The sequence below is a fragment of the Mesorhizobium sp. M7A.T.Ca.US.000.02.2.1 genome, from assembly GCF_003996995.1.
Classification (GTDB): Bacteria; Pseudomonadota; Alphaproteobacteria; order Rhizobiales; family Rhizobiaceae; genus Mesorhizobium.
Genome location: NZ_RZTT01000057.1, coordinates 1 through 21,124, shown reverse-complemented (window position 1 = coordinate 21,124; position 21,124 = coordinate 1). Strand labels below are relative to the sequence as shown.

Below are 21,124 nucleotides of genomic sequence, written 5' to 3'. Positions count from 1 at the left end.
TTGCCGGCCAGCGACAGGCAAGCGGCAGCGAGCCCCGAGCAGACAATTCCAACGGTTCCGGTGAAGACGACGAAAATAACCCCGGTTGGGGCCGCGGTCGCCGCGGCAGCCGTGCCGCAGGCGCGCAAGTCCGACGCAATTCCAACTACCGTGGCGGCCGCGCAAACCAACCTCCCCGCACTTGCCGCTAATGACCCGCGCTGGACCGGTTCCCAGCCGAAGGACGCAACCACGTCCGATTCGACCGCTCCCAAGGCAGCGGACAAGCAAGCGGCGGCATTCGCACAGCCGGCAGCCGCTACCGATGCCGCCACCGAACTTGCCAAGGTAGCCGCGCCCAGCGCAGCCGCGGGCAACCACCCCGACGGCGCACAAACCGCCGCCATCCCCGCGGTGCAGCCGCAAGTGCCAGCGGCGGAAGGCGATGACAGCCAGGCCAAGGCGAAGCCAAGGAAAGCCGCAGCCGCCGGAACAGGGCGCATCCTGAGGGCCGTGACCATGCGAAGCGGCCCGAAGAAAAATGCCGCCGCCATCGGTACGGTGCCAGCCAAAACCTCGGTGCAGGTGAAGAGCTGCAAGCAATGGTGCCAGATCACCTACAACGGCAAGACCGGCTGGATCTACAAGAGTTACATCAAGACCGGCGCGTGACGCCTGGCACTTTCAGATGCAGCGGCCGCCATCGACCTCCAGCGCCACGCCGGTGATGAAGGCGGCTTCGTCCGAGGCCAGCCAGAGTGCGGCGTTGGCGATGTCGAGCGGCGTCGAAAGCCGGCCGAGCGGGATCGATGCGCGGAACTTCTCGCGGATCTCGGGCGTGTCGACGCCCATGAATTTCTCCAGCATGCCGGTTTCGCCTGCAACCGGGCAGAGGCAGTTGACGCGGATGTTCTTCGGCGCCAGTTCCACCGCCATCGATTTGGTGGCGGTGATCGCCCAGCCTTTCGACGCGTTGTACCAGGTGAGGCCGGGGCGCGGCCGCAGACCCGCGGTGGAGGCCGTGGTCAGGATGACGCCGCCGCCCTGCCGCTCCATGATCGGCACCACGGCGAGGGCCGCGTGATAGATCGCCTTCATGTTGACGGCGGTTATCAGGTCGAAGGTGTCCTCGTCGACATTGAGCATGTCGCCGTTGCGATGGGTATAGCCGGCATTGTTGACCATGATGTCGATGCGGCCGAAGGCGCTTTTGGCGGCATAGACCATCTCGTCGAATTCGGAGCGCAGCGAGACGTCGGTCTGGGTCCAGATCGCCGCTTCTCCGATCTCGCCGGCGACGCGCTCCGCGCCCCTGGCGTTGAGATCGGCGACAACGACCCTGGCGCCCTCCTGCGCAAAGCGCCTGGCGATGCCCTCGCCAAAACCCGACGCAGCACCGGTGATGATCGCAACCTTGTTATCCAGACGCATGTTTTTTCCGCTCATGATTGGTGACGATCAACGGGCACGTCATTGGCGCTCATCCGCGCAAAGCCACGGCTTCTGACTGGATTGGCCGAAAGATGTGGGGCCATCGCCGATTTCTCCTTTGGCTTTCGCATCGATCCCGCTCTATGCTGCAACTGCGAAGGCTTCCGGAGCCGCGCCTTCGACAAGCCTCCGGGTCATCGGACTGTCAAGGGGCAGGCGCATACACCCAGATGTGACACCATGGCACTGGAAAATTTAAATCGATTAGATTATATCAGCCGCGTCACAGCGACCGGCGTCAAAGCGGACAGACCATGACCAGCCAGATCATCCCCGTCGAGCCTTTCGACTTCATCATTTTCGGCGGCACCGGCGATCTGTCGGAGCGCAAGCTTCTGCCGTCGCTCTATTATCGCCAGCGCGACCATCAGTTTTCGGAGCCGACACGCATCATCGGCACGTCGCGCTCGAAAATGAGCGACGAAGAATTCCAGGCCTTCGCCAAACAGGCGATCTCCGAGCACGTCAAACCGGCCGACATCGACGCCAAGGAACTGAAGACTTTCCTGGCGCGGCTGTCCTACGTCTCGGCCGATGCGACGAGCGGCGCCGGCTTCGACAAGCTCAAGAAAGCGATCGGCGACAGCGACCGCATTCGAGCCTTCTACCTGGCGGTGGCGCCGGCGCTGTTCGGCGACATCTCGCACAAGCTGAAAGAGCACAATCTGATCACGCCGAATTCGCGCATCGTGCTGGAAAAGCCGATCGGCCGCGACCTCGATTCGGCACGCAAGCTCAACGACCTGGTCGGCGACGACTTCCACGAAAGCCAGATCTTCCGCATCGACCATTATCTCGGCAAGGAGACGGTGCAGAACCTGATGGCGCTGCGCTTCGCCAACGCGCTCTACGAGCCGTTGTGGAATTCAGCCCACATCGACCATGTGCAGATCACCGTGGCCGAGACCGTCGGCCTGGAAGACCGCGTCACCTATTACGACAAGGCCGGCGCGCTGCGCGACATGGTGCAGAACCATATGCTGCAGCTCTTGTGCCTCGTCGCCATGGAAGCGCCATCGTCGATGGATGCCGACGCCGTGCGCGACGAAAAGCTGAAGGTGCTGCGGGCACTGAAGCGCATCAACGGCAACGAGGCGCCAAAGCACACCGTGCGCGGGCAGTATCGCGCCGGGGCTTCGGCCGGCGGACCGGTGAAAGGCTATGTCGAGGAACTCGGCAAGGACAGCAACACCGAAACCTTCGTCGCCATCAAGGCCGAGATCGGCAATTGGCGCTGGTCGGGCGTTCCGTTCTATCTCCGCACCGGCAAACGGCTGGCGACGCGGGTTTCGGAAATCGTCATCGAATTCAAGCCGATCCCGCATTCGATCTTCGGCGACAGCGCCGGACCGATCTTTGCCAACCAGCTTGTCATCCGGCTGCAGCCGGATGAAGGCGTCAAGCAGTTCATCATGATCAAGGATCCGGGTCCGGGCGGCATGCGGCTGCGCCAGATATCGCTCGACATGAGTTTCGCGCAGTCCTTCGACGGCCGCGCACCGGACGCCTATGAGCGGCTGATCATGGACGTCATCCGTGGCAACCAGACCCTGTTCATGCGCCGTGACGAAGTCGAGGCGGCGTGGAAATGGATCGACCCGATCCAGAATGCCTGGGAAAGTGCCAGGCAGGAGGCGCAGGGCTACACGGCGGGCACCTGGGGGCCATCGGCCTCGATAGCACTGATCGAGCGTGACGGGCGGACATGGCACGAGAGCAATTGAACAGCGCCGCCTATGACTGGAACGGCTTCGCCGGGCGCCAGGAACTGGCGGCCGCCCTTGCCGGTCATGCTGCAGGCAGACTGACCAAGGCGATCGCCGAGCGCGGCACGGGCTTGCTCGCCGTCTCCGGCGGCACCACGCCGGCAAAATTCTTCGCCGCCCTTTCAGCGATACCCATCGCCTGGGACAAGGTGATCGTGACGCTGGTCGACGAGCGTTTCGTGCCGGCCTCCTCGCCACGATCCAATGCCGGGCTGGTGACCGCCAATCTGTTGCAGAACGCGGCCAAGGCGGCTCGTTTCGTGCCGCTCTATCACGAAGCCACCAGCATCGAGGATGCGGCCTCGTCCGATGATGCAGCGCTCCGCTCCTTGCCATGGCCGCTCGATGTCGTCGTGCTCGGCATGGGGCCGGACGGCCACACCGCCTCGTTCTTTCCCGATGCCGACGATCTGGCAACGCTGCTCGACCCGTCTTGCGACAGGATCGTGCTGCCCGTTCATGCGGCAAGTGCGGGCGAGCCGCGGCTGACCCTGTCGCTGGCGCGCATCGTCGAAGCCGGCTTCATCGCGCTGCACATAGAGGGTGAGGACAAGCGTATCGCCTTCGACGGCGCGGTGGCGCCCGGGCCGCGAAAGCCAATCCGTGCCGTGCTCGACGCAGCGCATAAGCCCGTAGAGGTTTTCTGGGCCCCCTGAATCTCGATTTACTCTGGTCCCGGCAAACGGCGGGAGGATGTTTCCGGGACCTCGCCTGAAAGGACCGACCGCCATGACCGCCAGACGCGACATCGAAGCCATCACTGAACGTATCCGCCAGCGCTCAAAGCCAGGCCGCGAGCGTTATCTCGGCCGCATCGCCGAGGCATCGAACCGCACCGCCAACCGGGCTGTGCTGTCGTGCGGCAATCTCGCCCACGGCTTTGCGGTGTGCAGCCCCTCGGAAAAGCTCGCGCTTGGCGCCGACAAGGTGCCGAACCTCGGCATCATCACCTCCTACAACGACATGCTGTCGGCGCATCAGCCGTTCGAGACCTTCCCCGCGCTGATCAAGGACGCGGCGCGCGAAGCCGGCGGCATTGCCCAGGTGGCCGGCGGCGTGCCGGCGATGTGCGACGGCGTCACCCAGGGCCAGCCCGGCATGGAGCTGTCGCTGTTTTCGCGCGACGTGATCGCCATGGCCGCCGCGATCGGCCTGTCGCACAACATGTTCGACGCCGCCGTCTATCTCGGCGTCTGCGACAAGATCGTGCCGGGGCTGGTGATAGCCGCCCTCACCTTCGGCCATCTGCCGGCGGTGTTCATCCCGGCCGGACCGATGACGACCGGGCTGCCCAATGACGAGAAGGCCAAGGTCCGCCAGCTCTACGCCGAGGGCAAGGCCGGGCGCGCCGAACTGCTGGAAGCCGAGTCCAAATCCTATCATGGGCCGGGCACCTGCACCTTCTACGGCACGGCGAATTCCAACCAGATGCTGATGGAGATCATGGGCCTGCACACGCCGGGCGCTTCCTTCGTCAATCCCGGCACCCCGCTGCGCGAGGCGCTGACCCGCGAGGCGACGAAGCGGGCGCTGGCGATCACCGCGCTCGGCAACGCCTATACGCCTGTCGGCCGGATGATCGACGAGCGCTCGATCGTCAACGGCGTCGTCGGCCTGCACGCCACCGGCGGCTCGACCAATCACACCATCCACCTGATCGCCATGGCGGCGGCGGCCGGCATAGCCATCACCTGGCAGGATATTTCCGACCTGTCGGAAGCGGTGCCACTGCTGGCGCGGGTCTATCCGAACGGCCTCGCCGACGTGAACCATTTCCACGCCGCCGGCGGGCTCGGCTTCCTGATCCGCGAACTGCTCGACGAAGGCATCCTGCATGAGGATGTGCAGACGGTGTGGGGCGAAGGCCTGCGGCCCTATGCGGTCGAGGCAAAGCTCGGCGTCGATGGCAGCGTGGTGCGCGAAGCCTCGCCGAAGGCAAGCGGCGACGAAAAAGTGCTGGCGCCGTTCAACAAGGCATTCCAGGCGACCGGCGGCCTGAAGGTGCTGTCAGGCAATCTCGGCCACGCCGTCATCAAGACTTCCGCGGTGAAGCCGGAGCGGCGTATCATCGAGGCGCCGGCCAGGGTCTTCGACAGCCAGCAAGGGCTGAACGATGCGTTCAAGGCAGGCACGCTGACCGGTGATTTCATCGCCGTCATCCGCTTCCAGGGGCCGAAGGCCAATGGCATGCCGGAGCTGCACAAGCTGACCACGGTGCTCGGCATCCTGCAGGATCGCGGCCAGCGCGTGGCGCTTGTCACCGACGGGCGCATGTCGGGCGCCTCCGGCAAGGTGCCGGCGGCGATCCACGTCACGCCGGAAGCGGTCGAGGAGGGCCCTATCGCCAGGATCCACGAAGGCGACATCATCCGGCTCGACGCCGACGCCGGCACACTCGAAGTGCTGGTGCCGGCCGGCGACTTCGCGCTGCGCCGGACGGCGGACGCCGATCTCATCGGCAACGAGTTCGGTTTCGGCCGCGAGCTGTTTGCCGGCTTTCGGCAACTGGTCGGCCGCGCCGATCATGGCGCCACCGCCTTCGGCACGGCTTGACGGCAGTTCTGCGTAGTTCATGAAAAAGGGCGGCACATGGCCGCCCTCTTACGGTCGTGCCTGCGTTTCTATTGCACGGTTAGCTCGGCCCGCTCGCCGGCCTTGACCGTCACGTTGCCTTCTTTCGAACTGTTGTCGGATTTCTCCGAGACGACGGCATAGTCGCCCGCCGGGATCGCTGCCTGGTACTTCTGGTCGAATGCATAGCCAAGCGACTTGCGGTTGCCGTTGATGTCCTTCTTGGCCTCGAAAATCTCGATCTTCGAGGCTCCGGGCGCGGTGATCGCCAGCACGCCGGCATTCATTGCGACCTTCAGATCCTGAAATTCGCCCACCTTGACAGTGAACGGCTGCTCGACGACGGCGAGATCAACCGTCGCAATCAACACATAGTCATCGGGCGGCAGATCGAATTTGCTGTCGGGTCCGTAGGCATAGGTCACCTCGTCCCTGGTTCCATCGATCTTCTTTTTTGCCTTGAGCACCTTGAAGCCGACGCCTGAACCGTCCGCCTTGTCGCCGCCCGCAGCATAGTAAGCATTGGCAACGACATGGCCAACACCGGCAACCATGTCCTTTTCCACGGTCTTGCCGGCAGCCAGCGGAATCGTCTCGGTAGCCACGCCCTGCCCGATCGTGACAGTCACCTTCTGGTCGCCGGCCGGCAACACGGCTTTCGTCGTCCCATAGAAGGTGGCGGGCATGTCAGCACCAGGATAGTCGATGACGACAGCCGCGCCATCGACGACATCCGCCCCGGCGCTCGGTCGCGGGTGGATGATGAGCGTGCCGGCATTCAAGTTGAAAAGCGGCTTGTAGACCTGGCCGGCCTCGATCTTGACCTTCTGCTCGGTTTTCGCCTGGCCGTCACTGGCCACGACGATATAGTCGCCCGGTTCCAGATTGGCCTTGTAGGCGCCGTATTCGGTGCTGACGTAGTCGCCGCGCGTACCGTCGGGTTTGGCCTTGTAGATTTCCCAGGCGTTGCCGTCAGTGACGGGATCGCCGCCCTCGGCAAGCACCGCTATCGGCAGGAAATTGAATTCCGGTTTGGCCGGCTCCGGCGCGGGCGCTGGCGCAGATGCCGGAGCCGGTTCAGGAGCAGGCGCCGGCGCCGCCACTGTCTCGGCAAGCGCCTCCTGCAACGCCTTCTCGTCGGAGGCCTGGATGTACTTGCCGCCGGTGTTGTCGGCGAGGCAGGCGATCTGCTTGCCCTCGTCGGCGGTGAGGCCGAAGCCGACGACATCGGCCGTGAAGTCGACGCCGGAAGCCTCGAGCTCCTTGCCAAGCGCGCAGGGGTCGCCGCCGCATGTTTCGAGCCCGTCGGTGATGAGCACGACCGTCGCCTTGTCCTCGGTGTATTTCAGCGCCTCGGCCGCCTGTTTGACCGCCGCCGTCAGCGGCGTCTTGCCGAGGAATTTCAGGCTGTCGGCGGCGGCCGAAATGGCGCTGCCCGAACCTGCCTGCGGCGGTACGATCAGCTGGATGTCGTCGCAACTGCCCTTTTCACGATGGCCGTAGGCCATGAAGCCGATCTCGGCGTCGGCCGGAACCGATTGAAGCACGGTTCGAAGCGATTCTCGGGCGATTTCGAGCTTGGGTTTGCCGTCGATCAGCGCCCACATCGAGCCGGACGCATCGAGAATGACGATGACCTTGTTTGCGGCGAAGCCGAACGTCGTCATCGACAAAAGGAGGATCGCCGCAGCGACGCCCCGTGCAAGTCCCGCCATCGAAATCTCCTAAATCCGCCCCTGATCCGGGCGGCAAGCTATTTGACGCGGCGCCGGGACACAAGTCCGGGCGCCTTGTGCGTAGGGCCGATAGCTTTCCACGATAGGAATTTTTTCTTGACTGGGTGCACTCAGCTATGGTACATTTTTGCCCATGGTGCTGATTTGCGCCGGTGACCCGCCGCTCAGGCGGGTTTTTCGTTTGAGGCACCCGTCCGCCAACGCGGCGGCGAAGGCTCCGAAAGAACCTGCAACCCGAATTCGCTGCCCTGGCCCGATGCGCCGGGGGCCGAATGCCGAACTCTTCAATGAAACGAAAACCCGCTCAGTAGGTCGTGCGGCGTTCTTCCGAGGGCGGCCTGCCGAATTGCAGCCGGTAGCTCTGGGCGAAGTAGGAATGCGAGGTGAAGCCGGTCGCTATCGCCACATCGAGGATCGGCATGTTGGTCTGGCGCAGCAGTTCGCGCGCCCGCTCCAGCCGCAGCCGCATGTAATAACGGCCAGGCGTGACGCTGAGATGGCGCAGGAACAGGCGCTCGACCTGGCGCACCGAAAGGCCGGCGGATTTGGCCAGCTGCACTGCCGACAGCGGCTCGTCGAGATGGTCGGCCATCAGTTCGACGATGCGTCTGAGCTTCTCCGACTTGCCGGTCAGGTCGCGTTCCGGGCCGACGCGCTGGCGGTCGCCGGCCGAGCGGATGCGTTCGTGCTGGAACTGGTTGGCGACGCCATTGGCGAGGTTCGAGCCGAAATCGCCGCGCACAATTTCCAACATCAGGTCGATCGAAGTGGTGCCGCCGGCGCAGGTGTAGCGCTTGCGATCGATCTCGAAGACGTTGCCGGTGCAGTTGATGTCGGGGAAGCGTTCGACGAAGCCGGCGCGGTTTTCCCAATGGATGGTGCAGCGATAGCCTTCGAGCTGGCCGGCCTCGGCCAGCAGGTAGGAGCCGACCGACAGGGCACCCAGCGCATTGCCGCGCCGGCCCCAGCTGCGCAGTGCCGCCAGCACCTTGCTCTTGCCGGGAAATTCCGTCGTCAGCCCGACCGAGACGAAAAGGATATCGACCGGCGGCAGGTCGGCAACGGCGTAGTCGATCTTGAGCGGCAGGCCATTGGAAGCCATCACCGGATCGCCATCGGCCGACACCGTCGTCCAGCCGTAGAAGTCGCGGCCAAGCAACCGGTTCGCCGACCGGAACGTATCGATCGCGGCAGCCAGCGAGAACATGGAGAACTTGTCTACCAGCAGGAATGCGAACTGCCGCCCGCCTTGAACGGGGTCCGTGATGACCGGCCGTTCTGAGGGAACACTGGGGTTCGGCAAAGCTGCGGCTTTCTGGCGGGTCAGAAGGACGGCCGTTTCAATCCGGCCGCTAGGTAGGCCGAGGCTAACGTATTGGCCATCAGCATGGCAATGGTCATCGGCCCGACACCGCCGGGAACCGGCGTGATGGCGCCGGCGGCCTTAGCCGCTTCGGCATAGGCGACATCGCCGACGAGGCGGGACTTGCCCTCGCCCTTTTCCGGCGCCGGAATGCGGTTGATGCCGACATCGATGACGGTGGCGCCGGGCTTCACCCAATCACCCCTGATCATCTCCGGCCTGCCGACGGCCGCGACAAGGATATCGGCGGTGCGGGCCAAGGCGGGCAGATCCCTGGTGCGGCTGTGGGCGATGGTGACGGTGCAGTTGGCGGCAAGCAGCAGGTTGGCCATCGGCTTGCCGACGATGTTGGAGCGGCCGACGACGACGGCGTTGAGGCCGGACAGGTCCTTGCCGCGCACCCGCTCGATCAGAAGCATAGAGCCGGCCGGCGTGCAAGGCACGAAGGCTGTCTCGAGTTCACCGGTGCCGAGCTTGCCGACATTGATGAAATGGAAGCCGTCGACATCCTTTTCCGGCGCGATGGTCTGGATGATCTTGCCGGCGTCGATATGGGCCGGCAGCGGAAGCTGCACGAGGATGCCGTTGATGGCCGGATCGGCGTTGAGATCGCCGATGATCTTCAGCAACGCCGGTTCCGAGGTTTCGGCCGGCAGCGTGTGCTGGACGGAATGAAAGCCGCATTCCTTGGCGGTGCGCGACTTGGACGCGACATAGACCTGGCTGGCCGGATCCTCGCCGACGATAACCACGGCAAGACCTGGCTTGGCCTGGCCCTTGGCGACAAGCTCAGCCGTCAGGGTCTTGACCGACCCCACAACGTCGCCGGCAACGCTCTTGCCATCAATCACTTCGGCCATGGACTACCCTCAACATTAGAATGCCCAAGCGCGTCGCTTGCGGAAGCGACGCGCTCTTCGATCTTTCACAGCGTGGCATTTTCACGAAAATTCCAACATGCAATCCCGCCAAAGCGCCGTCCCATGCCGTTTACGCGAAACCGGCATGTTTTTGTACGGCACAGCGCAGATTTTTGTGGCTCAGAAGTAGCGACGCCGCACGCGGCTCTCGGTCAGTTCGCGAACCGCTTCGCGGAATTCGCGCAGGCTGGCGCGGATTTCCTCGATTGGCGCTTGCTGCTCGGCATCCTCCGCGGCCCGCGACGGCTCCGCCGATCGCTGATGAGGCTGAGGCGCCTGCTGCTGCGGGAGGGACGGCTGTGGATAGGACTCGGAAGCAGGCTGAGCCGGATCGGGCTGCAGCCCGGCATTGGCGGCCGGCATCGATTGCGGATAGGGATAGGCCGGCGGCTGTGCGTAGCCCAATGGCTGCGCGTAGGGATAGAGCTGCGGCCCGGAATATGGCCGCTGCTGCACCATGGGAGGCGGCAGTGGCGGCTGCGCCGTCTGCTGCGGATGGCCGCCGGGCTGGAAAGGCCGCGACGGGTATGCTGCCGCGGCCGCCTGCCGAGGCTCGAAGGCCGGCGCCGATTGGGGGTAAGCGGAGTATTGCGGATCCTGCATCGGCTTCGCGTTTTCGGCAGAGGCCCATTCAACGGTATCGAACGGCTCCTCCCAGGACGGCCTGCGTGAGACGGACTTGTGCAGCCTCGACAGCAAGGCACCGATCCGGCCGGAACCTTCGGCCGGCGAGACCTCGGCTTGCTGGACAGGCGATGGCGCGTCAGGCGGTGGTGATGCAGGCGGGGGTGTCGATGGCTGCGGCGCTGGTGGTTGTGGCGGCGCCGGCGGCGGCGCTGACCGATATGCCTTGTCTTCGTAAGGCGTCCGGTGTTCGTCCGTGCCATGGTCGCGACGCGAGCGCGAATTGGCAGTGTCACGCAGGCTCTCATAGGCGCCACGCATGGCTCCGAGGCCAATGCCGGAGGCGAAACCCAGCAACAGGCCGGCGAGCGCGACCACGACCCGCGACGGCCCGTTCGGCTCGAGCGGCGCGAAGGCCTTCGAGATCACATTGATGTTGGCTGTGTTGATGTCCTTCTGCTCGCCGGTCTCCTTGGCGCGCAGCAGATACTGTTCGTAGACGGAACGCTTGGCGGTCGCCTCGCGCTCCAGTTCGCGCATCGACACAAGGTCGCTGTTGACGTCACCGCTGCGGACCTTCAGCTGCGCCAGGCGAGAGGCAAGATCCTGTTCGAGCTGGACCGCGCGCTTGAGGTCGACCTGCAGCGACGAGCCGATGCGGCGCAGCTCCGAGGCGATGCGGTCGCGTGCGCCGGCAATCTGGGCATTGAGCGCCTGGAGTTCGGGATGACGCGGGCCGAACCGAATGGCGGCGCGGTCAGCCTCCTGCTTGAGCGATGCATATTGCGAACGCAGATCGCTCATCGAGTTGGAGTTGATCTCCTCCGGCAAGGTACCGGTGAGAACCGAATTGACGTCGACCGAACGCGCCGAGGCCGCCCGGGCATTCAGCTCCAGCGTGCGGGCGCGGGCAACCGACAGCTGCTCGTTGAGTTTCAGCATTTCGTCGTCGCTGATGAGGTGGCCCTGCGCATCGACGAGATCATGGGTAGCCCTGAAATCCTCGACCTTGCGCTCGGCCGCCTCGACCCCTTTGCGCAACTCGTCAAGTCTGGCCGTCAGTTCGTCGGTGGCGCGGCCTGCGGTGTCCGACTGTATCTGGCCGAAGGTCTGCAGGAAGACATCCGTCATCGTGTTGGCGATGAGGGCCGATTTCTCGCCATTCTGCGTGGTGGCGCTGACGGTGATGACGAAGGTCTTGCCGCCGCGCTCGACCGAAAGGCTCTCGGCCAGATTGCCGACAGCAAGTGCACGGCGGCGGGTGTCGTCGACACCCCCCGGCCCGTCATTGCGCGACAGGACGGAGCGGATGAGCGACATGACGCTGAGGTCGCCGCCGCCTTGCCCATTGAATTCCGGATCGTTGACCAGATTGAGCTTGTCGACGACCTTGTTGAGAACGGTGCCTGAGGTCAGCACCCGAACCTGGTTCTCGACGATGGCCAGCGTGGCATCGGAAGCGACGACCGACTGGGTGAGGTCACGATCGGTTAGCTTCAGGTCGCGCGGGTCGACGATCAGTTCGGTGGTGGCTTCATATTTCTTCGGCGTCGACAGCGCGATGGTGACGCCGAGCGCAGCGCCCAGTAGTGTCGTCGTCACGATCAGCAGCTTCGACTTGCCGACACCACGCACGACCTGCATCGGATCGATCAGCGGCTTCCACTGCTGACTGTCCGTGCCGTCGTTTCGGGGTAACGACGCGTCGCCTGCAGCGTAAGGTTCCGATGCACGATAGTCGCGACGGGCGCCAGCGGTTTCGGCGGCACCAGACTGTGTCCGTGGCGTGGTTTGCGCGCGGTAAGCTTGCTCATGATCCCCGTCGGTCGCGGCCGGATCCGACAGTTTCGGGTTGCGCGCCTCGCGCTGCGAACGGGCGAGGCGATGACGGGTGGCGGCATCCTCGCGCCATGACGGGTCTGCCCGGTCGCCTATCGAGACCAGGGACGCGTCGGGTTCGTCGCCGCGCACAGCCTGGCCAAGCGCCAGCAATGAGCGCTCGCGCTTCCAGTCCTCGCGGTTTTCCCTGTCGACCATCGTCTGGAACTTTACCTTTGGCGACCTGCAAACGGCGCTTGGCCATTCGTTAAGCCACGCTAAACAGGCATGGAAAACAAAAGGTTAATTTTCCCGCACCGAAGCGTCGGTTTCTCGCTTCGGTTGCATCTATTTTCGACACAGGCTCAGCCTCCAGAACGGCACGTTAAGTTTTCCCGCCTAGGCTCTCCTTGAGAAATGACGCAGGCCAGTGACATACCGCAAAGGCGGCCCCTCGCCCGGATCGGCAGCTTTTTGGCCGAACGACGGGGGCTGCTTCGCGACTATTTCTCGGCGATCAGCGGCGCCGGCGGGCGACTGGTGTTTTCGCTGGCCTATTTCATCGCGCTGGCCAACACGCTGTCCATCTCCGAATTCGGCATGTTCGCCACCGCTTCGGCGGCCGGTGTCATGCTGTCGCGCATCCTCGCCTTCGGGTTCATCTCTGCGCTCTACCGCACCGCCACCATCCGCCCCAATCTGATCGGCACCTTTTCCGCCGGCTTCCTGCTGCTCGGCGTGCTGTCGCTGCCGCTGCTGGCCGCGGCCTCGTTCGGCGTCTACCTGCTTTTCTTCGCCGACACCGTGCCGCTGTCGGTGTTTGCTGCGATCGTCTTTGCCGAAGCGCTGCTGTGGCGGCCGGTCGAGGTGGCGCTGATCGTCAACAATGGCCTGGGCAAATTCGGTCGCGCCGCGCTGCTGGCTATCCTAGCGACGGCACTGCGGGCGCTCGCCGCGGTGCTGTTCATGTTCTCAGCACAACACAGTGTCTGGATATGGTCGTGGTTCTATATCGGCGCCAATGCCGCCTCGCTGCTGATTGCCTTCGGCTTCTTCTACCCCCGCCAGCGGTTGCGGCTGCGCATCGAGCTCTATCTCAGGCGATTGGCCGATTCCATCTATGTGGCCGGCGCCGAAGTGCTGTTCTACCTGCAGATGGAGTTCGACAAGCTGCTGGTGCTGGCGATCGGCGGCCCGCATCTGGCTGGCATCTACGCCATCATCATGCGGCTGGTCGACCTGACCGCCATTCCGATCCGCACCTTCTCGATGATGCTGGTGCAGCGCATGATGCGCGCGCCGGAACTGCTGTCACGGCTGGCGGTCAAGAGCGGCATCGAAGGCGGTGTGTTCGCGGTCTCCACGGCAGCGCTGCTGACGCTCGGGATCGTGCTGCACTTTTTCCCAAATGCGCTCGGCAAGAATGTTGCCGAGGCTGCCCCGCTGGTGGTGCTGGCGATCTGCGTGCCGGGACTGCGCAATCTGGTCGAATACCAGGCCGAGCTTTTGTTCGCACGCGGCCAGACGCTGGTGCGGGCGCTCAATCTCGGCCTGCTCGCCGCACTGAAGGCGCTGCTTTTGACCTATGTGCTGACGACCATCCTCGACACGCCGAACCTGGTGCTGTCGCTCAATGTCGTGTTCCTGCTTTTGTATCTCGCCTCGACGCTGCTCACCTATTCGGCGATGCGTAAACCGGCAAAGCCCATCTAATCCAGCCCGATCAAACGGCGGATGCGGCCGATATCGGTGCCGATGAAGGATTGCATGCCGATCGCCACCTGCTCCGGCGCCATGGCGGCAACGAAGCGGCGGAACTCGTCGTCCGACAGCGCCTCGCCGGTCCAGTGCACCCGGCAGAACTCCTCCGAACCGTGGAAGTGGCCGGCACCCTGTAGCAAATCGTCGACATAGCGGCCGTAGATCATGCATTCGGAGAATTTGCGCGCCGAGCCGACGACCTCGACCCAGTTGCGACCATGGACCTTCTCGATCTCGCCGCACATGGCCAGCACGGTGTCGCGCCGCCAGGCCATCAGCGTCGAGATGTAGTCGTGGACCGATGTCCGGGACGGCTCGATGCCGAGTGCCGACCCCGCGTTGCGCGACCAGATGCGATGCTCCTCATGACCTTCGTCCGCCAGCACGCCGTCGCGGCGGAACAGCCGCGCCTTGCCGTCGCGCCAGAAGGCGGCGCAGTCGAAAGGTTTGAGGAAGGCAACATCGGAATCGCAGAAGATGAGCACATCTTGAGATGCATGCGCCGAGATGGCGATGCGACGCAATTGCTGCACGTGCCAGCCACGCAGCGGCTGGGTCTTCAGGCTGAGCCAGACGCGCCGGCGAAACAGGCTGAGCGGATCGTCAAATGCGTGCAGCCAGCGCGGCAGCAATTCACGCTCGTCGACGACCGTGCGGCGGCCGGTTTCCAATTGGCGAAACAGCCTGACGTCGCGATGTTCGACCAGGATGTAATGGTGCGCCGCGCCCGAAACGTGGCGATCAAGTGTCTCGCACAGCAGGCGGCAGCGCTCGAAGTCGGGCGCGTAGCTTGCCGTCACGATGGCCGCCGTCGGTGTCTGCCGCAGCGGGCCTGGCTCGACAGCGGTGCCTGGCACGAACCTGCTGTTCACTTGACATCCTCCGCGGCTTCGGGCGCAAGCGAGAATTTCTGCCTGACGACGCGCAGCAGGAACAGTGGGTTGCCGACCACATAACGGCGCCACAGGCGGCTCGGTTCGACAGCCAACCGGAACAGCCATTCGAGCCGCAGCCGGCGCATCCACAAGGGCGCGCGGGGCACCGCGCCGCTCAGGAAATCAAGCAACGCGCCGACGGCGATCGGCAGCGTGCAGTGGCGCGCGTCGATGTGGCGTTCGATCCACAATTCCTGGCGCGGCACGCCCATGGCGACGAGCAGCACGTCGGGCCGAAGCGCGGCGATCCGGTCGACGATTTCCTGCTCCTGCGAAGCAGGGAAATAGCCGTCATGGATCACCACGAATTTGTGCTGCACCGCCAAGGCGGCCAGCTTGACCGAAGCCGCTTCGGCATTGACACGCGTCGCGCCGAGCAGCCCAACGGTCAGCGGCGTCGTCGAGGCCTGCAGGAAGGCCGGGACGAAATCGGTGCCGTTGAGATTGTCGGGAAACGGCGCCCCGTAGAGGAGCCTCGCCGCCAGATCGATACCGATGCCGTCGGGCAGGATGAGGAAATCATCGAGTGCCCCGGCGAACACCGGGTCGGTATAGGCGATGTTGGCGTTGTGGGCGTTGAGGAAACTGACCTTGGTGAAGCGCCGCTCGGCAATCAACCGGTTCAGCAGGGCGATGGCATCGTTCCAGCGGACCGCAACCACCGGGATGCCAAGGATCGTCATCAGCTTGTCGAGCCCGAACGCGGCGCGGGCGGAATGCATGTTCATGCAAACGCCTCCTGCCTGGCAGGCTCAAGCTTTTCGAGGCCGAGCCGGATGGCAGCGTCAAGCGCCTTGACCTGCGAGCCCCGGAACGCGCTGCCGTCGACGTCGCGGATGTCGGCGGCCGCAGCCTCGAGAGCCCTGGCGAAGGCGACGGGATCGTCGGTGACGACGCAGTTGGCCGGACGGTGGTCGATGCCGCGCAGCGAACGGCTGGTGGCGACCGAAGGCAGGCCGAGTTCGAAGGTTTCGATGGTCTTCAACTGGACGCCGGTGCCCGCGGTGCTGATCAACGGGATGACGGCTGCACTGCGCACGAAAGCCTGCGCGTCGGGCACGCGGCCGACAAATTCAACACCGGGATGCTTGGACGCGACGCCCGAAGGCATGTGGCCGGCGATGCGGATGCGGAAATCGGGCCGCAGATGCGGCACGACCTTGCCCAGGAACCAGTCGAGGCCGATGCGGTTCGGCTGCCAGGTCCAGGTGCCGATCAGGGCGGCGTCGCAGTCGATGCGGCGCGGGCCTTTCAGGGTTGGCGCCAGGGCACCGGTCACCAGCGGCAGCACCGCCGAGCGGTTGTCGGAGGCGACACCTAGTGCGGCGCGGTCTTCCTCGGCCAGGGTGAAGACGAAGCGCGCCCGGCGGCAGAGACGCTCTTCGACGGCCTTGAGCAGCCTTGCCTCGCGGCGGAACAGCAGGCGCTGGAAGAGGCTGCCGGCGGCAGCGGCGTTCTCCCGCGCCGAAAGATGCTCGACATTGTGGGCAACGAAGATCGAAGGCCGCTCGGTGAACAGCTTTTCGAAGGCGCCGGCGAACTGCACGGAATTCAGCACGTAGCCGTCAACCGGTCCAGCTTGCTCGATGGCAGCGAGAACATCGCTGTCGGACACGGCGCGCAGCTTGACCGATGCGAAGGTGAGGCCCGAAAGCAGCGCCTTGCCGACCCAGGCCAGCTTCTGCCGCGCGGAGGCATTGTCCGTGCGCACGTCGATGGCACCCAGCACCACGGTGTTTTCGGGGTCGGCCGCGGGTTTCCCCGGCCAAATGAAACCAATGACGGTTACGCGCACGCCAGCGCGCCGCAGGGCGGCGATGATCGCAGCGTTTGCGATCTCGTAGCCCGAGGCGAGAGCACCGTCGGGCACGATCGATGTGGCGAACAGCAGATGCATCTCACCTATCCAGTGGTGTAGCCGGTAGCAAAGCGCGGTGAACCCTTGATTAAGCGAGCACATTCGACGGCCGAAAGTCCCTGGCTGGCGGGCTACTCCGTGCAAGGTGATTAACGAAACCTTATCAACCGTGGTGCTACCAGAGCCCAACTCACCATGTGGCTGGACACGGATGATCCCTTTGCCATCGGACGGTTCGGTATCGGTCGCGGGACGCACGCCGCGGCTTGACGTCGAGGCCGTCGAAGCCGTCGTCACCTTGCCGACCTTCAAGCGTCCCGAGCAGGTACTGCAAACGCTGGCGTCGCTGCGCGCGCAGCAAACCGGCAGGCGCTTTGCCGTGATCGTCATGGAGAACGAAGCCGAGGCGCGGGCCGGCGCCAAGGCAGCGCTGCCGCTGTTCGAGCGGGGCGAAATGTCGGGCCTGGTCATCATCGCGCATGAGCGCGGCAATTGCAGCGCCTACAATGCCGGCTGGCAGACGGCCATCCTGCAATTCCCGAACTTCAGGCATCTGCTGGTCATCGACGATGACGAGATCGCCGATCCGCAGTGGCTGGAACGGATGTGCCGGGCTGCCGAAACGCTCAGTGCCGATATTGTCGGCGGCCCGCAGGTGCCCGTGTTTGCCGACCCCGCCCATGCGCGATGGGCCGAGCATCCGGTGTTCGCGCCGCCTTATCGGGCAACCGGGCGGGTGCCGGCGCTCTATTCGTCCGGCAATCTTCTGGTCGGGCGCAACGTGCTGATCGCCATGGGTCCGCCCTTTCTCGATCTCAGATTCAACTTCATGGGCGGCGGCGATTCCGACTTTCTCAGCCGGTCGGCGCAAAAGGGCTTTGTGCTGGGCTGGTGCGCCGAGGCCAAGGTGCATGAAACCGTCCCGGCCCGGCGTATCGAAGCCGACTGGATCCGTGCCCGCAGCCTGCGCAATGGCGTGATCTCGACACTGGTCGAAAAAAAGAAGCGCGCCGGCACACCGCTGGCCGGCGCCAAAGTGTTGCTGAAGAGCCTGGCGCTGCTTGCCGCCTCGCCGTTTCGCGGCCTGATCCGGCTGGCGCGGACCGGATCGCCTGATATCGCCATCTACCCTGTCCATGTGGCGCTGGGCCGCGTGCTGGCCGAATTCGGATATGCCAATGAGCAATATCGCCAGCCTGAGAAAAACTGAGCGCGCGCCGCTCAGCGCCGCGTTCACGCGCGAAGGCGTGGCCACCGCCATTGCCGCGCTGCTGTTCACCGTCATCATGGTGTCCTTCCGGCCGTTCCAGCCGGGCGGCGCAGAACTCACCGGTCAAGGCGGCGACATCGTCAACCAGCTTGGCTTCGGTTCGCTCGGCGCCATGTCGATCTTCTCGCTGATGGCCTTTGCCGATCCGCGTGTGGTACGCTCGCTGCTCAGCCCGTCCTGGATGCTGATGCTGGGTTTCTTTTTCCTCTCGGTGATCCTGTCGACCGATCCGCCTTCGGCCATGCGCGCCGCCTCCTTCACGCTGATCGGCATCCTGACAATGGCGACGATCCTGGTGCTGCCGCGCGACGCCGAAGCCTTCTCGAAGGTGATCATCTTCACCGCCGTCGTGGTCATGGGCCTTTCCTATCTCGGCCTCATCGTTTTTCCGCACGAGGCGATGCACACCGCCGACTCGCAGGAGCCCGAGCATGCCGGCCTGTGGCGCGGCGTGTTCACCCACAAAAACATCGCCGGGCCGATCATGGCCTGCCTCAGCTTCGCAGGCCTCTATCTCTACCGGCGCGGACAGCGCTATTGGGGCGCCGGGATCTTCTTCGCAGCGATGATCTTCATGCTGCACACCGGCTCCAAGACGACAGCCGGCCTGGTGCCGTTCTCGATTCTGATCGTGATGTTCCCGAGCCTGATAGGCATGCGGCTCGGCACGCCGATCCTGTTTGCGCTGGCGATCGTCGCGACAGCGGTCGGCACGCTGGGCATCGTATTCCTGCCGCCGGTAAAACATCTCGCGGCGATCTATTTCCCGGACATGACCTATACGGGCCGCACGACGCTGTGGGAGTTCGCCGGCAGCATGCTGGCGAAGAAGCCATGGACCGGTTACGGATATGAGAGCTTCTGGGGCACGCCCTTGCTGCTCAACCAGGACCAGCCCTTCGACCGGCCGTGGGACATCCGGACCATCGTGCACGGCCATGACGGCTACCTCGACATCGCCGTGCTGATGGGCATTCCGGCACTCTGCGTGGCGGTCTACACCTTCCTCATCGCGCCGCTGCGCGACTACATGCGCATTCCGTTGCGCAGGGAAAACATTTTTCTCGGCGACTTCTTCATGATGGTGGTGCTGTTCACGGCGCTGAACGCCTTCCTCGAAAGCTTCTTCTTCCATCGCGGCGACCCGGTCTGGCTGTTCTTCGTGCTCGGCGTATTTGGCCTTAGGCAAGTCTCGCTGCGGCCGATGGCAGTGCGCGATCCCGATCGCGGTGCGTGATCCCGATCGCGGCTCGCGATCTTTCCGTTCCTCCTGACAGGGCTTCCCCAGGGAAGCGCCAGCGTCTATGTGAAGGCCTTCCTCGGAGGGCTTTCGATGACGATCAGGCTTGTTCTCGCCGGCTGCGGCAATATGGGTTACGCCATGCTCTCAGGCTGGCTGAAATCCGGTAAGCTTGCGCCATCAGCGGTTTTCGTGGTCGAGCCCAATGCCGATCTGCGCAATCGCGCGGCCACGCTGGGCTGCGCGACATCAGCCGATGCCGGCAGCATCCCGGCCGATGCCGTGCCCGATCTCGTCGTCATCGCGGTGAAGCCGCAGGTGATCCGCGATGTCACCTCCGCCTACAAGCGTTTCGGCGATGGCCGCACCACCTTCGTCAGCATCGCCGCCGGCACGCCTGCCGCCACCTTCGAGGAGATCCTGGGCAACCGCGCGCCGATCGTGCGCTGCATGCCCAACACGCCGGCAGCAATCGGCAAGGGCATGATGGTGGTGTTCTCCAACAGGCTGGTTTCCGAAGACACCAAGCGTTTCGTCGCCGACCTTTTGTCGGCGAGCGGCGAAGTGACCACGATCGACGACGAGGGCCTGATGGATGCGGTGACCGCCGTCTCCGGATCTGGGCCGGCCTACATCTTCCATTTCATCGAAGCGCTGACCGTGGCCGCCGAGAAGGCCGGGCTGCCAACGGCGACCGCCAAGCTGCTCGCCATGCAGACAGTCTATGGCGCCGCCTCGCTCGCCGCCGAAAGCGGCGAGGAACCGGGCGTGCTGCGCCAGCAGGTCACCAGCCCCAACGGCACGACGGCCGCGGCGCTGGCCGTGCTGATGGGCGAGCACCGGCTGACCAATCTGCTGACGCAGGCGGTGGAGGCAGCGCGGCTCAGGTCTGTCGAACTGGGGAAATAAACGTCAACTCCTCCGCTGCCGAAGTTTTGATGGGTCGGACGTGCTTGCGTTGATGGCTTGGCGGAAATGCATATCGCTTCGTCATCCTGGGGCGAAGCAAGGAGCGCAGCGACGCGGCGCAGACCCTAGGATCCATGCCGCGACTTCAAAGCGCTGCTGCGGTGCAGAATTCTGCTCCGCTGCATTCCTCGACCAAGATCACGGCATGGATCCTCGGGTCTCCGCGACGTCGCTTCGCTCCTACTCCGCCCGTGGATGACGAAGTTGGGAAGGCTCCGGTCAATCCCGAATGTCTACGATCATCCATCGAAACGAACGACGAAATCCGAGCTGCCAGCAGGCCTTCCAACGTGACAACCCCTGTGCACCTGTCAGGCGTCATTCTGGCCGCCACCCCACATGGCATCGATCTCATTCTTGCTCACGACCCGGCCAGCCTTGCCCGCTTTGGACCTCAAATCATCGGCGATTGCAGCCAGCCGTTCCGCCAGAGGCATACGGGCGTTTTCCCGCTTCAGTTCACTTTCAAGCGCTTCGATAACCGCTCTGGTCATGGAAACCTTGCGCTTGGCGGCAAGCTGGCGAGCCAGTTCGCGGGCAAGCGGATTCCTGATTCGAAGGTTCATGTGACCGACCTTGGCGACAGTTGCCCCACAATCTATCATTTGTCGTAGCAGCGCCAGCGTGGTCCTTTCAGGCCCCGTAGAGCATCTCGTCCTGAAGCTGGCGCAAGGCGAACAGCCTCGTCGTCTGGTCGGGCGACGCATTATCCGCCGTCAGCAACTCACTCTTCCTGACCGGTTTCAGCACCTTGCCGCCCTCGAGCAGGCCGACCGGCACGGCGCGCTGGGAACGGGCTTCGCCGACGGTCATCGTCCAGGAG

The 21,124-nt window shown here is 64.3% G+C and carries 17 protein-coding genes and 1 pseudogene; 8 read left to right on the top strand and 10 right to left on the bottom strand.

The features are described 5' to 3' along the window. Positions 1–651, top strand: a 651-nt coding sequence (locus tag EOD15_RS08255; protein WP_148129507.1) for an SH3 domain-containing protein, incomplete at its 5' end; no start/stop codon positions are given. A 12-nt stretch (positions 652–663) separates the two neighbouring features. Here EOD15_RS08255 and EOD15_RS08250 read toward each other — a convergent pair. After that, positions 664–1,410 (bottom strand): SDR family oxidoreductase, encoded by a 747-nt coding sequence (locus tag EOD15_RS08250; RefSeq protein ID WP_127320683.1) that lies wholly within the window; start codon positions 1,408–1,410, stop codon positions 664–666. Between the two features lie 314 nt (positions 1,411–1,724). On the opposite strand from EOD15_RS08250, the gene zwf reads away from it, so the two are divergent. The 3 genes from zwf (at position 1,725) to edd (ending at position 5,789) form a co-directional block, all read left to right on the top strand. Next, positions 1,725–3,194 carry a glucose-6-phosphate dehydrogenase gene (zwf, locus tag EOD15_RS08245; RefSeq protein ID WP_127320684.1) on the top strand — a complete coding sequence of 490 codons (1,470 nt, stop codon included), beginning with the start codon at positions 1,725–1,727 and terminating at the stop codon, positions 3,192–3,194. Next, a complete protein-coding gene (pgl, locus tag EOD15_RS08240) occupies positions 3,176–3,892 on the top strand; it encodes a 6-phosphogluconolactonase (protein ID WP_127320685.1) in 717 nt (238 codons plus the stop codon). The genes zwf and pgl overlap by 19 nt, the downstream gene beginning before the upstream one ends. A gap of 73 nt (positions 3,893–3,965) precedes the next feature. Then, on the top strand, positions 3,966–5,789 hold the full coding sequence (gene edd / locus EOD15_RS08235) for a phosphogluconate dehydratase (protein ID WP_127320686.1): 1,824 nt from the start codon (positions 3,966–3,968) through the stop codon (positions 5,787–5,789). Between the two features lie 68 nt (positions 5,790–5,857). Here edd and EOD15_RS08230 read toward each other — a convergent pair whose 3' ends face one another. From EOD15_RS08230 to EOD15_RS08215, 4 genes are all read right to left on the bottom strand, one after another. After that, on the bottom strand, positions 5,858–7,522 hold the full coding sequence (locus EOD15_RS08230; RefSeq protein ID WP_127320687.1) for a VWA domain-containing protein: 1,665 nt from the start codon (positions 7,520–7,522) through the stop codon (positions 5,858–5,860). A 325-nt stretch (positions 7,523–7,847) separates the two neighbouring features. After that, positions 7,848–8,846: a GlxA family transcriptional regulator gene (locus EOD15_RS08225; RefSeq protein ID WP_164748958.1), complete on the bottom strand. Its 999-nt coding sequence runs from the start codon at positions 8,844–8,846 to the stop codon at positions 7,848–7,850. A 20-nt stretch (positions 8,847–8,866) separates the two neighbouring features. Then, positions 8,867–9,766, bottom strand: a complete 900-nt coding sequence (gene folD / locus EOD15_RS08220) for a bifunctional methylenetetrahydrofolate dehydrogenase/methenyltetrahydrofolate cyclohydrolase FolD (RefSeq protein WP_127269251.1) — start codon at positions 9,764–9,766, stop codon at positions 8,867–8,869. A 180-nt stretch (positions 9,767–9,946) separates the two neighbouring features. Further along, a complete protein-coding gene (locus tag EOD15_RS08215; RefSeq protein ID WP_127321934.1) occupies positions 9,947–12,487 on the bottom strand; it encodes a Wzz/FepE/Etk N-terminal domain-containing protein in 2,541 nt (846 codons plus the stop codon). Positions 12,488–12,685: 198 nt separating this feature from the next. Between EOD15_RS08215 and EOD15_RS08210 the strand changes: the two genes are divergently transcribed. Next, a complete protein-coding gene (locus EOD15_RS08210) occupies positions 12,686–13,981 on the top strand; it encodes a lipopolysaccharide biosynthesis protein (RefSeq protein WP_127321933.1) in 1,296 nt (431 codons plus the stop codon). On the opposite strand, the gene EOD15_RS08205 is transcribed toward EOD15_RS08210, so the two are convergent. From EOD15_RS08205 to EOD15_RS08195, 3 genes are read right to left on the bottom strand one after another with little or no spacing between them, the layout of a single operon-like run. Continuing rightward, positions 13,978–14,901: a DUF6492 family protein gene (locus tag EOD15_RS08205; RefSeq protein ID WP_127321932.1), complete on the bottom strand. Its 924-nt coding sequence runs from the start codon at positions 14,899–14,901 to the stop codon at positions 13,978–13,980. The two genes, EOD15_RS08210 and EOD15_RS08205, sit on opposite strands and share 4 nt — an antisense overlap. Continuing rightward, entirely contained in the window at positions 14,898–15,692 is a 795-nt protein-coding gene (locus tag EOD15_RS08200; protein ID WP_127408413.1) for a WecB/TagA/CpsF family glycosyltransferase, read from the bottom strand. The genes EOD15_RS08205 and EOD15_RS08200 overlap by 4 nt, the downstream gene beginning before the upstream one ends. Continuing rightward, the gene (locus tag EOD15_RS08195) at positions 15,689–16,861 is read right to left on the bottom strand and encodes a glycosyltransferase family 4 protein (protein ID WP_127321722.1); all 1,173 of its coding nucleotides are present in this window, start codon (positions 16,859–16,861) and stop codon (positions 15,689–15,691) included. Before EOD15_RS08195 ends, EOD15_RS08200 begins: the two co-directional genes overlap by 4 nt. Before the next feature lie 172 nt (positions 16,862–17,033). Here EOD15_RS08195 and EOD15_RS08190 point away from each other — a divergent pair, with 172 nt between their 5' ends. The 3 genes from EOD15_RS08190 (at position 17,034) to proC (ending at position 20,241) form a co-directional block, all read left to right on the top strand. After that, complete coding sequence (locus EOD15_RS08190) at positions 17,034–18,032, top strand: glycosyltransferase (protein WP_127408412.1); 999 nt, start codon at positions 17,034–17,036, stop codon at positions 18,030–18,032. Next, positions 18,001–19,329, top strand: coding sequence for an O-antigen ligase (locus EOD15_RS08185; RefSeq protein ID WP_127321720.1), 1,329 nt, complete (start codon positions 18,001–18,003; stop codon positions 19,327–19,329). Before EOD15_RS08190 ends, EOD15_RS08185 begins: the two co-directional genes overlap by 32 nt. A gap of 96 nt (positions 19,330–19,425) precedes the next feature. Then, positions 19,426–20,241, top strand: a complete 816-nt coding sequence (proC, locus tag EOD15_RS08180; RefSeq protein WP_127321719.1) for a pyrroline-5-carboxylate reductase — start codon at positions 19,426–19,428, stop codon at positions 20,239–20,241. A 371-nt stretch (positions 20,242–20,612) separates the two neighbouring features. Here proC and EOD15_RS08175 read toward each other — a convergent pair whose 3' ends face one another. Both EOD15_RS08175 and EOD15_RS08170 read right to left on the bottom strand, forming a co-directional pair. Further along, positions 20,613–20,867 carry a type II toxin-antitoxin system VapB family antitoxin gene (locus EOD15_RS08175; protein WP_127321718.1) on the bottom strand — a complete coding sequence of 85 codons (255 nt, stop codon included), beginning with the start codon at positions 20,865–20,867 and terminating at the stop codon, positions 20,613–20,615. A gap of 67 nt (positions 20,868–20,934) precedes the next feature. Then, positions 20,935–21,124 (bottom strand): annotated as a pseudogene (locus tag EOD15_RS08170) (homoserine dehydrogenase); the annotation flags it as partial.

Bases quoted from the DNA above. Each gene is read 5' to 3' on its own strand.
- EOD15_RS08250 (WP_127320683.1), bottom strand. From the start codon at position 1,410: ATGCGTCTGGATAACAAGGTTGCGATCATCACCGGTGCTGCGTCGGGT.
- zwf (WP_127320684.1), top strand. From the start codon at position 1,725: ATGACCAGCCAGATCATCCCCGTCGAGCCTTTCGACTTCATCATTTTC.
- pgl (WP_127320685.1), top strand. From the start codon at position 3,176: ATGGCACGAGAGCAATTGAACAGCGCCGCCTATGACTGGAACGGCTTC.
- edd (WP_127320686.1), top strand. From the start codon at position 3,966: ATGACCGCCAGACGCGACATCGAAGCCATCACTGAACGTATCCGCCAG.
- EOD15_RS08230 (WP_127320687.1), bottom strand. From the start codon at position 7,522: ATGGCGGGACTTGCACGGGGCGTCGCTGCGGCGATCCTCCTTTTGTCG.
- folD (WP_127269251.1), bottom strand. From the start codon at position 9,766: ATGGCCGAAGTGATTGATGGCAAGAGCGTTGCCGGCGACGTTGTGGGG.
- EOD15_RS08215 (WP_127321934.1), bottom strand. From the start codon at position 12,487: ATGGTCGACAGGGAAAACCGCGAGGACTGGAAGCGCGAGCGCTCATTG.
- EOD15_RS08210 (WP_127321933.1), top strand. From the start codon at position 12,686: ATGACGCAGGCCAGTGACATACCGCAAAGGCGGCCCCTCGCCCGGATC.
- EOD15_RS08200 (WP_127408413.1), bottom strand. From the start codon at position 15,692: ATGAACATGCATTCCGCCCGCGCCGCGTTCGGGCTCGACAAGCTGATG.
- EOD15_RS08195 (WP_127321722.1), bottom strand. From the start codon at position 16,861: ATGCATCTGCTGTTCGCCACATCGATCGTGCCCGACGGTGCTCTCGCC.
- EOD15_RS08190 (WP_127408412.1), top strand. From the start codon at position 17,034: ATGATCCCTTTGCCATCGGACGGTTCGGTATCGGTCGCGGGACGCACG.
- EOD15_RS08185 (WP_127321720.1), top strand. From the start codon at position 18,001: ATGAGCAATATCGCCAGCCTGAGAAAAACTGAGCGCGCGCCGCTCAGC.
- proC (WP_127321719.1), top strand. From the start codon at position 19,426: ATGACGATCAGGCTTGTTCTCGCCGGCTGCGGCAATATGGGTTACGCC.
- EOD15_RS08175 (WP_127321718.1), bottom strand. From the start codon at position 20,867: ATGAACCTTCGAATCAGGAATCCGCTTGCCCGCGAACTGGCTCGCCAG.